Consider the following 13,906-nt stretch of genomic DNA (forward strand, 5'->3'; position numbering starts at 1 on the left):
AATTATGAGCAAAACAACAGATAAAAAGTTTATTCCTTCTCTGATGAATTTACCTTTAGTAGATTCGCCATTTTTTGAACAAATTTTTAGCCAGTTAACTTTAGACAAAGACACAAAAAAACTTGTCAAACAATTTGCCGAACAAGGATATGTAATCATAGACGACTTAGGTATAGAAAATATTACAGAAACTACAGATAGAATAGTTAAAGACTTAACTCCCATATATGGAGACAAAGGCAAAGTAGAATCAGCTTGGATTTATCACGATCGAATTCAGGATGCTTGGACATTCAATCAAGATGTAAAAAAAATTGCCACTTCTCCCAAAATTATTAACCTATTAAAAATACTTTATCAGCGAGAACCAATCCCATTTCAAACCTTAAATTTTAAGTTTGGTACTCAACAATCTACTCATAGTGACAGTATACATTTTAGTTCAATGCCAGCTAGGTTTATGTGTGGAGTTTGGGTAGCTCTTGAAGATATAGACGCAAATAACGGTCCGCTACATTATTATCCTGGCAGTCATAAATTATCAATGTTTGATTTAAACGACTTAGGAATTACAGGTAGTTATCAAAATAAACCTTATGATGTTTATCCTATATATGAAGAGTTTTTACAGTCATTAATTGAACATAATGGTTTAAAAAAAGTAGAACTTTATGTCAAGAAAGGGCAAGCTTTAATTTGGGCTGCAAATTTACTACATGGGGGTAGTCCAGTTATAGATAAAAAACGCACCAGATATAGTCAAGTAACACATTATTATTTCTCTGATTGTATGTATTATATTCCTTTACTTTCAGATCCATTTTTACATAGAATTCATCTGAAAGAAGTGATAAATATTATGACAGGAAAAGTCGTCGATCATATTTATAATGGTGAGAAAATTGAGGTTAATCCCGAACAGTATGAAGTAGAAAGATTAAAATATCAACTGTTACAATTTCAGGAGGAATTAGAAAAATTACGACCTATGGCAATGCAATTTCAGGATGAACTGACTGTATTAAAACCTCAACTTCAAACAGTTGAGTCAGAACTAGAAAAGTTACGTATTCAGTTATATGATTATCAAACAAAATTTCAATTATCAGAAGCTAAAAATCAGCTAATTGAGGCAGAATTAGAAAGGTTAAGAACTCAGTTATATCAATCTTAATTAGGGTTTGCTGAAAAAGTATTATTGGTAAGGGTAGGAGACAGGAGACAGGAGACAGGAGAAATGGGAATTATAGAGGAGATAGTAGGAAGAATCATCCCTTGATTTTTCTGCCCAACTCTTGACCAAAATCCTAAATTTTTGAACTATTACCACCTAAAACCTCACAGTTTTTGATACTTAAAAAGGCTAAAACCTTTATCTGTAAAGACTTTTATATTGAATTAGCAAACCGTAATTAATAATTAAATAATTCAGGTTAAAATCCTCCCCTTTCAAGGGGGAAAAAATAAATTTTTTCCTTTTAGTCAATCCTCTCCCTTTTAGGGAAAGGTAATTATCCATTAATGAAAATCTGTAGTCTTTCTTGTAGGTTTATGCATCTTTTTGCGTACCATGACAAACGGAAATGTTGTTTGTGGAGCATTCCGTAGGAAATGCTAATAGCTGAATGCTTACAATCTATCGAATCTTCTGTAAACAATAGACATCTCCAAAAATCAAAAATTAAATCAATTATCGTACAGAAATTATCAATTATTTTCGCCTATTCCCTATTCCCTATTCCCTCTTTTCTGGAGATATCTAATACAGTCTGGTAAAAAAACTCAGTTTTATGGTTCAAATAAATCAATTTTCTGGTCATAAAACTGAGTTAAATAAATTTCCTAAATTCGCACAAAATTACCGTTAATATGGGAGCGATCGCTCGGTTCTAAATAACCTAAATTCTTCATCTTCTGTATAACTTTATCCTTACTTTCAGCAACTGTTTCTAAGTCAGTTAGACATTCAACTTCAGGATGAGGAGGTGCTTCATAAGGTGAATCAATGCCAGTAAATTCTTTAATTCCTCCAGCTCTGGCAAGTTGATAAAGTCCTTTTTTATCCCGCGCTTCGCAAACTTCTAAAGGTGCATTAACATATATTTCCATAAAATTGCCAATTCTTTTTCTAACCTCAGCTCGAACTTGATTATAAGGAGAAATAGCAGATACTAAAACAATCACACCATTACGAGTTAAAAGATGGGCTAAAAACCCAATTCTGCGGATATTTTCATCTCGGTCAACTTTACTAAAACCCAAACTTTTACCAAGGTCTTGACGAACAACAGTACTATCAAGAACTTCTACCGTATAACCAAGCGATCGCAACTCTTCTGCCACAGCTAAACTCAGAGTAGTTTTACCAGCACAACTTAAACCAGTAAACCATACTGTTAGACCAGTTTGATTGATTTTTTCCATTCACAACATCCTATAAAAAACAAAGTTTAAATCCCGAATAAAAATATGAATTTTAGGAATTTAAAGTTTCATCATTTTCTTGACTTAAGATGTTTACTATGATATCATAATTGTTTAGCTTGCTACAAGTTAAAATAGTGTAAAATGTAATATCTCAGTTAGTTATCAAAGCCATATAGTAAAAATTATTTGAATTTCCTCATAGCATCGCTAATTAGACATCTCCACAATTTAACTCATATAAATGGAAAATATTAGACATCTTCGTAGTTGGTTACGCATATCTCGTCAACCTCAGTATCGTTGGCTTTGGTTTGTAGCCGCAGCACTGATCTATGTAAGTATTCTCCTGTTTCCAATGGCAGGAATAGAAAAAGAGGCAAAAGGAGCTTTAGCAGTATTTGGGGTAACAGCTTTTCTGTGGGCAACTAATACCTTACCAGTAGCAGTCACAGGTTTAATGGTCTTATTTTTAATCCCCCTCAGTGGTAGTATGTCTCCCACAGAAACTTATGCTTATTTCGGCAACAAAGCAGTATTTTTTGTATTAGGAGCATTTATTTTAGCTAGTCCTATTCAACGCTCAGGACTGAGTACCCGTCTAGCATTAACAGTAGTTTCCCGTTTTGGTAATACCCAGAATACTTTAATTGCCTCTATTTTAATTCTTTCAGCCATAATGTCTTTTGTTATTAGTTCCTACGCTGTTACGGCAATGTTATTTCCAGTAGTGATAGAAGTTATACAAGCAGCAGGAGCTAAACCCGGTGGACGTTTTGGACTAGCAGCATTTTTAGCTTTAGGTTGGGGTTGCGGTATTGGTGGTATCGCAACTTTACTTGGAGGTGCCAGAGCACCACTAGCATTAGGAGTTCTTCGCAGCACCACTAACGGAGAATACGATGTCAGTTTTGTGGAATGGTTTATTTGGTCTATTCCTTTAGTCGTATTACTGTTAACAGTAGCTTATTTTATCTTACTCCAAATAGGAAAAGGTACAGTTGTGTCTTTACCAAATGCCCTAAAATTTCTCAAAATTAGGTCAAAAAGTCTGGGAGGAATTTCACCAAGAGAAATTGGTACATTAGTATTAGTGGCAGGGATAGTTTTATTGTGGATTTTTCGAGGAACAGCTTGGGGACTAGATACAATAGCTTTCTTTGGGGTGATGTGTAGCTTCATTTTTGGGTTGGCAAGTTGGCAAGAAGTAGAAGAAGATGTTAACTGGGGTATTTTTTTAATGTATGGTAGTGCTATTGCTCTAAGTGCAGTGTTAAGAGATACAGGGGCAGCACAAGCATTAGCAGAAATTTTATTGGGATCGTGGATTAATTCTGGTTTAATTTGTTTTGTGGCAATGGTTTTGATTATTACTATCTTGACAGAAGGAATGAGTAATGCTGCTGCTGTGGCAGTTTTGATGCCAGTTGGACTTGCTTTAGCAGCTAAATATGGAATCGACCCTAGAGCAATGACACTGGGTATCACTCTGCCATCAGGTCTGGCTTTTCTGTTGCCAGTAAGTACCCCGGTAATGGCCATTATCATTGGTAGTGGTTATGTGTCGCCTGCTGAAGCTTTTAAGCGTGGCTTATTGCTAAAATTAGTGGGGACTTTGATCTTCTTGGCAATGGCGAAATTTTATTGGCCTTTATTTGGGCTAGGGGTGTAAAATATGAATATTTGGTTGGTGGTTGCAAATCCCTATGCTTACGATAAAGCAATGTGGAAAGGAATCTCAGAAGCTCAACAAAATCAAGCTAAATTGAGAGTTGTGTTTTTTATTAATAATAACTCTATTAATGATGTTATTGGTGAACTGGGGCAGACTGGGTGGTTAGGGTCTAATCCTTTGCATAAACTTCAAGACTCTATGTTAGAGGGTTATCGCGCTCTAGCTAGTGATGTTTTGAAGCGGGTAAAGCGTAAAGCTAAAGAAAAAGAAGTAGAATTAGACATTCAAGAAGTAATAGAAAGACCTAGTTTAGAAAAATATCTGTTTGAACTTGTAGAGCAAGATGCAATAAAAATTATTGTTGCTGGTCCTCAGTTACTGACTACTAGAGTTGCAAATTTACCAAGTATAGCAGAGTATATTGAGGAAGATTAAAAACAATGTAATTAATTCCTATAGTATTTTATTTATTTGTTCAATGAAGCTCTAAAAATATCTATCTCATCAAGTTAAAAATTGGTGTAGGTCATTTCAGTTATCAGTTAGCCTCCTAACGGAGGAACTGCGTTAACAGTACCTCTGCAATAAGGAGGCTTGAAATATGGAATATTCTCTTTTTTTATCCCCTTAAAAGGGGAGGCTTGAGACTAAAAATTTTCGGTCAATAATATTATATTTGCATAATCAGTTATATCAGAAGAAAGAAGGAAGAAGGAAAAATCTGGCGTTGTTTTAGTTTTAAGCTTTTGAGATGTCTGTGCCTTTTACTTCAACTGCTATATCAAAAAACATAGCTTCTTGCTGATAAATAATCTCCCTCCGGATTTTCTATTACTTACTATTTTAGATAAACTTATTTATCTGAATCAAGCGACAAAATATATATTTTCCTATTTTTTTTTCCTGATTCCTGGCAGACACACAATCTTGACAAAAGAAGTGAATCTGATGGTACAAGTTAAACATAAATTTCAAAGCTTTGAAGAATATTTATCATATAGTAACAATTCAGAAAAACTCTGTGAATTATTTAATTGTGAATTAATTTAAATGCCTCCAGAATCACGTTTAAATGTTGAAATTGCTACTTTCTTGTTGCTGAGATTTGCCTTACTTTTAGGTCATCGTCGAGTACGGGGTCAAGGATTAGAATTAGAGGTTAGAGGAGAGCCGAAAAATCGCTATCCCGATTTGACTATCATCCGAGAAGAACATATTCAACAATTATTAAAGCGGAATAATTCGCCTTTCTATGTCTCCTCCTTTGTTAGTTGTTGAAGTCGTTAATCCTGGAGAGATACAAAGAGAAAGAAACTATATTGCGAAGAGAATTCAATATCAAGATTGTGGTATTCCTGAATATTGGATTGTTGACCCTGAAACTAAAACTATTCTAATATTAAAATTAATCGGCACAAGTTATACAGAAGTAGGTAGTTTTTCTGGTAATGATTTAGTATTATCTCCTGGATTTAGAAGGCTTAATTTGAAAGTTTCTACAGTTTTTGATGGTTGAAGAAGGAAGGATTCATTAATTGATAATGGATAATCACCTCTGGTTAAAACCAAGAGAAGAAAACATTTTCCTTATAGCGGTTTTCACTGATGTTGACTACAGTAAAAATTATAGATATACCTAAAGTTTAATAAGCTACAGAAATAGTTGTATTCTATGTTAATGAAAACCGCTATAAGCGTCAATCATCTTCTTTTCAAGGAGAGGTAATGATTAATTATTAATTATTAATTAGGGCTTGCTGATTAAATATAAAAGTCTTTACAGATAAAAGTTTTAGCCTTTTTAAGTATCAAAAAGTGCGAGGTTTTAGGTGGTAATGGTTCAATTAGGAGCGGATTTTGCTCAAGAGTTGGGCAGAAAAATTAAGGGACTATTCTTCCTACTATCTCCTCTATAATTCCCCGTTTCTCCTGTCTCCTGTCTCCTGTCTCCTACCCCTACTAAAAGACTTTTTCAGCAAACCCTAATAATTAATAACTAATTATTAATTAGGGCTTGCTGATTAAATATAAAAGCATTGACATATAAAGACTAAAGAATTTTTGGAGTCGAATTGCAGTGCAAATTTTTCACCTCTTTATGCTCATGCATGGAGCGTATTTTAGGCGCATAGTTGGGCAGAAAAATCATTCTTACAAAACGCCCGCTCCTACCTCCTATAAATTCCAATTTATCCTGTCTCCTGTCTCCTGTCTCCTGTCTCCTACCCCTACCACTCATACTTTTTCAGCAAACCCTAATTATTAATTATTAAGCACCCATCCCCGAATATTGCTTTAACCCCTTTCGCCACAACCAACGATTTAATCCCAAAAATATCGCACCCCAAGCAAACATCATCAATAACCCGCGTCCAATATCCACAGGCAATCCCACTAAGATAGAAGCAGGAAAATAAATTATATAAGGAAACGGAGTCCATAATGCTATTTGAGACACTGATTCTGGAAACACTTCTAATGGAGCTGTTATTCCCGATAAAAACATATTAGGTAAAAACCAAAGCTGCTCAAGCGCGCTAGCTCTTTCTATCCAAAAGGCAAACAAAGCCATTGTATATTGAATTAAAAATCGTAATGCAAATGCCATTACTGCTACAATTAAAAATAACAAAAAATTACCCAAACTTGGCAACCAAAATATCCGGGGATATAGAATCAACAATAATAATATTAAACCTAAAATAAAAGGTCCTCTAGCAAGCCTTTCTCCAATATGACCAAAGAAATGATGCCAAACAGGATCTATCGGTTGTAATAATTTAGGAGATAATTTCCCCTGAACTACTTCTTTTTCAAAATCCCAAATCACCCAAACAGGTGTGATTGCACGGGCAATAAATACAGCTAAGAAATAATGAGAAAACTGTGATTTATCTAATGCAAATTCTCCTGCTACTGAAGCTTTTATCCAGACTCCCATCATAATAAAAGGCAAAGAAGATGACAATACCCATAAGAATAGTTCAGCTCTATATTCTAACATATAGGCGTAGTAAGTAGATAGAAAAACTTTAGCAATTTTGATAATTTTTTTCATTGTTTTTAATTATTTACTATTAATTTAAACAGGAGCTTTGATTAACTGGTTTTCAGGAAAAATAATACTATCAAAAAACAGTAGATGAGTAAGGTAAAATAATAACTTAAAAACCAAAAAGGTAACTGCTGAGTGCTATATCATAAACAAGTCCAAGCAAATGCTACTTGATTTTTATGATGTTGGCACTGAGTAATATGACCACAACCAGAATCCCCAAACATAAAAGATAAATTATCGTCAGAATCAACCTGAAAAACTAATCTCATTCTTTCACCACAAATCGGACAATTAGGATATTCTATTCCCTGAATCCAGAAAGGCCAGCCGGATAATTTATCTCCTTCAATTGGGAAACTATCCTCTTCAGTTAAGAAATTATCTTCATATAATTCATCATCTAATTCTATACCAAATTCTGCTGCTTCAGCATAGTTAGGATAATCTTCTAGTTGTTGCCAATCGACGATTAATTTAGGAGGAAAAACTTTTTTATTTTCAGGATTTTTTACATCTTTTGCTTCTGTTTCTGGCTGAACAATTCTAATTAAATGAATGTCGGAAAATGGTTCCCATTCTTCATAATCGCAATCACAAAGTAGTTCTTCATTAGTGCAATAAAACATCTGTAAAATACCACTACCAAATTCATTTTTTAATGCTTCTGGTAAGGTATTAAGGTTTAGCTGAAGAAAGAATTGTAGAGGATTTTGGCAATGAGGATATTTCGGCCATTGTTCATCTTTTGGTAAACCTTGGTTTACCAGCAAATTTAGAAGCAGTTAAAGCACCATCTCCATCGATAGTTATTGGTTTCCAAGCTTCACGTTTATAGGGTTGAATTTCTAGCGGAATATTAGTCATAATATTTATTTGTAGAAAAAATTCAATCAACTATTTGGAGGATAGTAATTAGGGCTTGCTGATTAAATATCAAAGCACTGACAGATATGGGTTTCAGCTTTTTTTTGTCTAAAAAAGTGCGCCTGTTTCGGTCTAAACAGCTGCATAAAGCTAGTATTTTGGGATGATTATGGCAGAAAAATCTTGGGACAATTTTTACGACTACCTCCTCTATAATTTCCATTTCTCCTGTCTCCTGTCTCCTACCCCTACCAAAATACTTTCCATACGCAAACCCTAATTAATAAGTAACAGGACTTACGCAGAATCACCTTGAAAGCACCATAGGTAAGAGTTGGGCAGAAAAATCCCAAATTGACAATTCTTACTTCTACCTCCTCTTAATTCCCATTTCTCCTGTCTCCTGTCTCCTGTCTCCTCCTACTAAAAGACTTTTTCAGCAAACCCTAATTAATTTAAAAAATGTAAAGATTAAGATTATTTATTACATTAGCTGATCAATTAGTAGTTTAGCGATCGCCTCACAAGCTAAACCAAGAAAATACTAATTGATATTTAGTAATTAATTTAAAAAATTGAAACCTTTCAAACTTTTGACTTTTGACTTTTGACTTAAATTAAACTTTTCCTGCACGAAAAACTCTACCAATGACCTCCTCAATAGGTGGGTCAGTCACCGTTAAATCTTGCACTTCTAATTCTGCCAAAATCTGAGCTACAGTTGCCGTTAAATTTTCCCGGCGTACCAATAAATGTACTGACTGACCTTCCAGCATTTCCACCTCCCCATAATTAGATAAATGTTGCTCAAAATTATCTACATCCGTAGGCACAGGATTAAGTAATTCTATTTGTACCTCTCGATAAGGAGCAAAACGATCAAGCAAACCATCTAAACTGCCATCATAAATTAACTGACCTTGATATATCAATAACACGCGCTTACATAAAGCCGTAATATCAGCCATATAATGACTCGTCAATAACACAGTTGCCTGATAACGTTGATTATACTCTTGCAAAAACTCCCGCACTGCCACTTGTGCATTTACGTCTAAACCTAAAGTTGGTTCATCCAAAAATAAGACTTTTGGTTGATGTAATAACGCCGCCATCAACTCTGCCTTCATCCGCTCCCCCAGAGATAATTTTCTGACTGGTTGCTTCAACTTTCCCTCCAGGGACAACATCTCTGTTAATTCCATCAACCGTCTGTAATATTCTTTGTCAGAAAGACCATAAACAGCAGCATTAATTTTCAGGGAATCTAACACTGGTAAATCCCAGATTAACTGTTGTTTTTGCCCCATGACTAAGGTAATTTGCTCTAAAAATTTTCTCTTGCGTTCAAAGGGGACATAATCTCCGACTTTAACTATACCCTTAGACGGATGAATTAAACCTGTGAGCATTTTCAGAGTAGTAGTTTTGCCAGCACCGTTGGGCCCGAGAAATCCCACTACTTCCCCCGGGTCTATTTCAAATGTAATATCTTCAACTGCCTTAACATATTGGTAGGTGCGACGTATAAAATGAATTAATGTTCCCTTAATTCCTGGTTCTTTGATGGCTACTGGGTAGATTTTGCTCAGATTTTTAGCGAGTATAATAGACATAACTTTTGAATATTAATTTGAGTTACAGGCAACATTGGCCATAAATAGAACAGCAAGAAATTTAGCATATTTTAGGAGGCATACTAAGTTATGGTACTTATTCCAGATTTTTCAGACTCTTCTCCTCGTTTATTGGGAACAAACGGTGATGATAATGAGATTCTCACAGTAGAGCAAGCTACTTCTTTTCCTGGGGGAGTATTAGCTCTCAGTGGTGATGATATCATTACTGGTTCATCTGCCAACGACTTAATTTTTGGCGGTAAAGGGAAAGATCATTTATCTGGAGAGGGTGGTAATGATATTTTGCATGGTAACAAGGATACAGATTTGCTCAATGGTGGCCTTGGTGATGACACATTGTATGGAGGTAAGGGTGCCGATCTATTAAATGGTGGAGATGGTAATGATATTCTGATTGGTGATGCTGGTGTTGGTATTTATAAAGGTGGTTTGGGAAGTGATGTATATGTTTTCAGAACGGAGTTAGCAGGAGTAACACAAGATTTAAGTGGTATTACTTCTTTATTTCCAGGAATTCCCAGTACTGTTGAATTGCCTAATGCAATTATTACTGATTTTAATCCTACTGAAGATGTTATTGGATTAACAGGAGGGATGACAAAATCTGATTTGATATTTGAAGATTTTAATAGTTTTGAGGAGTTTGGGATTAATACAAATTTGATTTTACCATTTGTCAGTGATGAACTTGAACTATTAACCAAAGCAGGTATTTCAGTACAGGATTTAGACCCAAATAATGATGGTGTTTTAGAGGGTACTGCGATTAAAATGAGTGGTACAAATCAGCTTTTAGGATATGTGTTGAACACAAGTTCGACAGAAATAGCAGCGTTGCCAGAGTCACAGTTTATTAGTGTTAATTTTTAACAAAAAATAGCGAGAAGTCCCGCGTTCTAGTGCAAGGGAACGTCGTATAGGAAAGCGACCATGTTATAATATAAGAACACAGGGGGAGGACATCACCTCTGTATAAACTGCAACTCCTTTGCGGGTTGAAGAATCCCGCGTTGTCGCTCAAGCACGGGCGTCGGGAGCATGTCAAGGAAGACGCACATAGTTTTCTAGGTTGACAGCAGCATTAAAGTCTCTGTCAGCCTTAAATTCCCACAGAAACGATTGCCACTAAGCTGTCTAAAATTAACTGACCAAAAACTTGTTCCATTTCTGTTGCTATACGTCCATACTCTCCTTCATAAGGTGTCGTTTCACCCCGATGCTTAATTAAGGACTGTAGAACTGTTACTGCGTGTTTTTTAAACTGTGTCGCTCGCCAAAACAAAGCACCAGTTTCCATATCCCAGGCACTATTTTTCTGGGTACTGCTTTCTAAGATATTAATCAGACTTTTAACATTATCAGTCCTTTCTCCGATTAGCTCAGGGTAATTATAAGCATGATAATCTTCAACATGATGGCAAATCATTAACTGTACTGGGTAAAACAGTGATTCTGCCTGATGCCGAAGACTGTCTACTAGCAAGGGAGAAGCAAAAAGACTCTGACCCAATTGTGAAGCAGAAAGACCCGAATCGCGCATCAACCCATAAAGGTTATTAGCTTCGTCAATGATATTAATGTCTCTAAGATTGTCTGGAGTTACATATCGATCGTTAGACCCGTAGCGAACAATATAATTAGCTTCAGCAGCATACATTTCCAGAAAAGCAAAGCCAGATCCACCAGCACCCATTGGTACACTGGCAACAAACATATAGTGCCCCTGGTAACTACTCTGTGTAGATAACTATGCCCCAACTGTCGGTATGTAATTGAGCTGAAGGAAAATAACGGTTGACTAGACGTTGAGCGCGCTGAGGATTGGAGCAAACAATACCTGCTGCTGGGAGAGGTTTCTTGATAATTACGTTTTCGGATATGGTGAATTTCATGGGAGTACATTAACTTTTCAGGTCGCGGAGCAAAGCAAAGAGCTTCTACGTTAGCAAATGGTCCAGGACTTACGCACTGACATATAGATTTAGGGTTTTGTGCGTTACGCTATCGCTAACACACCCTACCAATAGCGTTCATGCGTAAGTCCTATGGTCATTCGCTCCTACTGTGGTCTACCAAAATGAAAACCGCTGTTAGCGATCATCCGGACATGATCTAATATAATCAGGACTTACGCAAAGGCACTATTTATAGGGTAAATTAACTATTGGACAATAGTTTTGAACAGTATATATAGCGTATCTGCGTAAGTCCTAATAAGATAATTGTAGATGGATAAATATTGCGATATTTACCCACCCTATTACTTAGGAATATAACTTAGCTACAGAAACAGTAAGCTCTCCGTTATTGTCATCAGGATAAGTATCAACAAAAAAGACATACAAAGTAGTGGTCTCCAAAACCTCTAACGTTAGTGTTTCGTGATACCCATTCAAAGTTGACCAGGTTTGCTCAACCGGAATATTTGTCTTTTTATTCTTGACTTTTCCACCAAAAATCCAAAGTAAAACAAATGGTTCACCAGAGGGACAAATATTAGAACCGTAACCAAATGTACCACTTTTAATCCGCACAATATAAATCCCTGGTTCAAGGGTTTTAGAGACGGCCGTTTCTTGAAGTCCCTTGATTTGTGCATCATTTAGTGAATAGCAATTGTTATGACTATGGACAACAAGATGCTGAATCTCACAGTCACCAGGAGTAATATTGCTTGCTACGATCGCTGTTTCTTCTTCACTTTCTGATACTTGAGATATTACATCTGTATCAATAGCTGTTTCGCCAGGAAGAACTGTTCCTACTGCCTCAATATCATCAGTTCGAGTCAAAACAGGTATTCGCAGTGGGTCAGAACAAACAATCCTTAGCCACTGCAAATTATCAGTGACATAACCAATCTCTGCTAAATAATCAACATAACTAAGAGAACTAACATTGATAGGTATTTTCTGTTTCTGGATAGACTCCTCACAATCGTATTGTTGTATCTTTTGAGCTTTTTGTGAGTCTATATCAACATCTGTAACATCATAAATCCGCAATTGGTATTGCTTTCCACCTTGTTGTTTTGCTGCATCTTTAGCAACTTGAGAAACTACTAAATGAACACAAGCACTCTGATTATCATTAGGTACTATAGTAATCCAACTGGATTTCAATGCTTCCTCTGGAATAGTTACTGTGGTGGGAGTTGTGTCTAATTGTGTACTTTTTACTTCATCACTGTCTACAGTAAAGTTAGGTACAGGTATCCAGATACGATGAGAACGAGCCAATTTTAACCACTGACCATCATCAGTGACATAGCCTATTTCTGCTTGATATTCGCGTTCTTTTACAAAAACAGGTGCTTGCATTTGCTGAGTAGATTCCTCACAATCGTAGGCTTGTACATTGTATGCTGGCTGTGTATCCAAGTCAATACCTGTAACATCATAAATTCGCAACTGGTATTGTTCTCCCCCCTGTTCTTTGATTGCATTTTTCGCAGTTTGAGGAACTTCCCAAACCACCATCATATTCTCTTCATTCTCAGGAGTAATAGTAATTTTACAGGGAGGTAATACCCATTTTACTGGTGTTTTACCTAATAATTCTGGTTCTTTTGTTACATCTATATTTTCATCCACAGGATATTCTGATATCCGAACTCGGTTAGAGCGAGCCAATGGTAGCCACTGACCATCATCAGTAGCATAACCTATTTCTGCTTGATATTCGCAATCATCTAGTAAATTTCCTACTTGCCACTGCTGATTTGACTCTTCGGAATCATAATACTTGGTACTGTGAGCTGGTTGTGAGTCCAGGTCGATATTTGTGACATCATAAACCCGCAGTTGATATTGCTGACCTCCATATAATTTAGCTGCATCTTTGTCTGCTTGTGGAACTGACCAAGTTACTGATGCACTTTTATTATGATGAGATGTCAGGTTTATTTCACTATTTAGTTCCCGTTTTCGATTTGCCCATGCTGCTAATAACCCTGCGACTCCTAATCCTCCTAATATTTGACCTATTCCGATACCATCTGTTGGAGTTGTTTGATTTCCATCAGCGGGAGTTGTTGCTTTATCTGTAGTATCTACCCCTACTTCTGGTATTGATATTCCCGTACTGTCATCTCCATCCACTGGAGTGACAGTTTCTGCTGTTGATATCCTGATTTTCTCAGAACGAGCTAACTTTAACCACTGACCATCATCAGTTACATAACCTATTTCTGCCTGGTAGTCATGCTCTGGTACTAAAGAATCTATTTGCTTGTTTGTAGTTGAT

14 protein-coding genes are annotated in these 13,906 nt (G+C 36.0%); 6 read left to right on the forward strand and 8 right to left on the reverse strand.

From position 1 onward, the window contains the following. Positions 1 to 4 precede the first annotated feature (4 nt). Entirely contained in the window at positions 5 to 1,174 is a 1,170-nt protein-coding gene (locus F6K18_RS14120; protein WP_287521680.1) for a phytanoyl-CoA dioxygenase family protein, read from the forward strand. Positions 1,175 to 1,842: 668 nt separating this feature from the next. Here F6K18_RS14120 and cysC read toward each other — a convergent pair. Continuing rightward, positions 1,843 to 2,424, reverse strand: coding sequence for an adenylyl-sulfate kinase (gene cysC, locus F6K18_RS14125; protein WP_375341323.1), 582 nt, complete (start codon positions 2,422 to 2,424; stop codon positions 1,843 to 1,845). A gap of 244 nt (positions 2,425 to 2,668) precedes the next feature. On the opposite strand from cysC, the gene F6K18_RS14130 reads away from it, so the two are divergent. The 4 genes from F6K18_RS14130 to F6K18_RS36615 all read left to right on the forward strand — a co-directional run bounded on the left by F6K18_RS14130 (position 2,669) and on the right by F6K18_RS36615 (position 5,615). Beyond that, the gene (locus F6K18_RS14130; RefSeq protein WP_287521683.1) at positions 2,669 to 4,096 is read left to right on the forward strand and encodes a DASS family sodium-coupled anion symporter; all 1,428 of its coding nucleotides are present in this window, start codon (positions 2,669 to 2,671) and stop codon (positions 4,094 to 4,096) included. Positions 4,097 to 4,099: 3 nt separating this feature from the next. After that, complete coding sequence (locus F6K18_RS14135; protein WP_287521685.1) at positions 4,100 to 4,534, forward strand: hypothetical protein; 435 nt, start codon at positions 4,100 to 4,102, stop codon at positions 4,532 to 4,534. A gap of 615 nt (positions 4,535 to 5,149) precedes the next feature. Further along, the gene (locus tag F6K18_RS36610; RefSeq protein WP_353735077.1) at positions 5,150 to 5,377 is read left to right on the forward strand and encodes a hypothetical protein; all 228 of its coding nucleotides are present in this window, start codon (positions 5,150 to 5,152) and stop codon (positions 5,375 to 5,377) included. Continuing rightward, positions 5,352 to 5,615: a Uma2 family endonuclease gene (locus tag F6K18_RS36615; protein WP_353735078.1), complete on the forward strand. Its 264-nt coding sequence runs from the start codon at positions 5,352 to 5,354 to the stop codon at positions 5,613 to 5,615. The genes F6K18_RS36610 and F6K18_RS36615 overlap by 26 nt, the downstream gene beginning before the upstream one ends. A gap of 534 nt (positions 5,616 to 6,149) precedes the next feature. On the opposite strand, the gene F6K18_RS14145 is transcribed toward F6K18_RS36615, so the two are convergent. The 5 genes from F6K18_RS14145 to F6K18_RS14165 all read right to left on the reverse strand — a co-directional run bounded on the left by F6K18_RS14145 (position 6,150) and on the right by F6K18_RS14165 (position 9,637). Further along, positions 6,150 to 6,338 carry a hypothetical protein gene (locus F6K18_RS14145; RefSeq protein ID WP_287239447.1) on the reverse strand — a complete coding sequence of 63 codons (189 nt, stop codon included), beginning with the start codon at positions 6,336 to 6,338 and terminating at the stop codon, positions 6,150 to 6,152. Positions 6,339 to 6,368: 30 nt separating this feature from the next. Next, positions 6,369 to 7,157 (reverse strand): ABC-2 family transporter protein, encoded by a 789-nt coding sequence (locus F6K18_RS14150; protein ID WP_287521688.1) that lies wholly within the window; start codon positions 7,155 to 7,157, stop codon positions 6,369 to 6,371. Positions 7,158 to 7,297: 140 nt separating this feature from the next. After that, complete coding sequence (locus tag F6K18_RS14155; RefSeq protein WP_287521690.1) at positions 7,298 to 7,927, reverse strand: DUF1963 domain-containing protein; 630 nt, start codon at positions 7,925 to 7,927, stop codon at positions 7,298 to 7,300. Continuing rightward, on the reverse strand, positions 7,896 to 8,021 hold the full coding sequence (locus F6K18_RS14160) for a hypothetical protein (RefSeq protein WP_275670379.1): 126 nt from the start codon (positions 8,019 to 8,021) through the stop codon (positions 7,896 to 7,898). Before F6K18_RS14160 ends, F6K18_RS14155 begins: the two co-directional genes overlap by 32 nt. Before the next feature lie 617 nt (positions 8,022 to 8,638). Continuing rightward, positions 8,639 to 9,637, reverse strand: coding sequence for an ATP-binding cassette domain-containing protein (locus F6K18_RS14165; protein WP_287521693.1), 999 nt, complete (start codon positions 9,635 to 9,637; stop codon positions 8,639 to 8,641). A 90-nt stretch (positions 9,638 to 9,727) separates the two neighbouring features. On the opposite strand from F6K18_RS14165, the gene F6K18_RS14170 reads away from it, so the two are divergent. Further along, entirely contained in the window at positions 9,728 to 10,531 is an 804-nt protein-coding gene (locus F6K18_RS14170) for a calcium-binding protein (protein WP_287521695.1), read from the forward strand. 229 nt (positions 10,532 to 10,760) lie between these two features. Here F6K18_RS14170 and F6K18_RS14175 read toward each other — a convergent pair whose 3' ends face one another. Then, the gene (locus F6K18_RS14175; protein WP_287521697.1) at positions 10,761 to 11,375 is read right to left on the reverse strand and encodes a hypothetical protein; all 615 of its coding nucleotides are present in this window, start codon (positions 11,373 to 11,375) and stop codon (positions 10,761 to 10,763) included. 550 nt (positions 11,376 to 11,925) lie between these two features. Further along, positions 11,926 to 13,906: DUF4912 domain-containing protein (locus F6K18_RS14180; RefSeq protein WP_287521699.1), on the reverse strand; the 1,981-nt coding region annotated here is incomplete at its 5' end.

This window comes from Okeania sp. SIO2C2 (assembly GCF_010692625.1).
GTDB classification, from domain to species: domain Bacteria; phylum Cyanobacteriota; class Cyanobacteriia; order Cyanobacteriales; family Microcoleaceae; genus Okeania; species Okeania hirsuta.

Coding starts and splice junctions, on each gene's coding strand:
- F6K18_RS14135 (WP_287521685.1), top strand. CDS start 4,100: ATGAATATTTGGTTGGTGGTTGCAAATCCCTATGCTTACGATAAAGCA.
- F6K18_RS36615 (WP_353735078.1), top strand. CDS start 5,352: ATGTCTCCTCCTTTGTTAGTTGTTGAAGTCGTTAATCCTGGAGAGATA.
- F6K18_RS14150 (WP_287521688.1), bottom strand. CDS start 7,157: ATGAAAAAAATTATCAAAATTGCTAAAGTTTTTCTATCTACTTACTAC.
- F6K18_RS14165 (WP_287521693.1), bottom strand. CDS start 9,637: ATGTCTATTATACTCGCTAAAAATCTGAGCAAAATCTACCCAGTAGCC.
- F6K18_RS14170 (WP_287521695.1), top strand. CDS start 9,728: ATGGTACTTATTCCAGATTTTTCAGACTCTTCTCCTCGTTTATTGGGA.
- F6K18_RS36610 (WP_353735077.1), top strand. CDS start 5,150: ATGCCTCCAGAATCACGTTTAAATGTTGAAATTGCTACTTTCTTGTTG.
- F6K18_RS14175 (WP_287521697.1), bottom strand. CDS start 11,375: ATGTTTGTTGCCAGTGTACCAATGGGTGCTGGTGGATCTGGCTTTGCT.
- cysC (WP_375341323.1), bottom strand. CDS start 2,424: ATGGAAAAAATCAATCAAACTGGTCTAACAGTATGGTTTACTGGTTTA.
- F6K18_RS14130 (WP_287521683.1), top strand. CDS start 2,669: ATGGAAAATATTAGACATCTTCGTAGTTGGTTACGCATATCTCGTCAA.
- F6K18_RS14160 (WP_275670379.1), bottom strand. CDS start 8,021: ATGACTAATATTCCGCTAGAAATTCAACCCTATAAACGTGAAGCTTGG.
- F6K18_RS14120 (WP_287521680.1), top strand. CDS start 5: ATGAGCAAAACAACAGATAAAAAGTTTATTCCTTCTCTGATGAATTTA.
- F6K18_RS14145 (WP_287239447.1), bottom strand. CDS start 6,338: ATGAGTGGTAGGGGTAGGAGACAGGAGACAGGAGACAGGAGACAGGAT.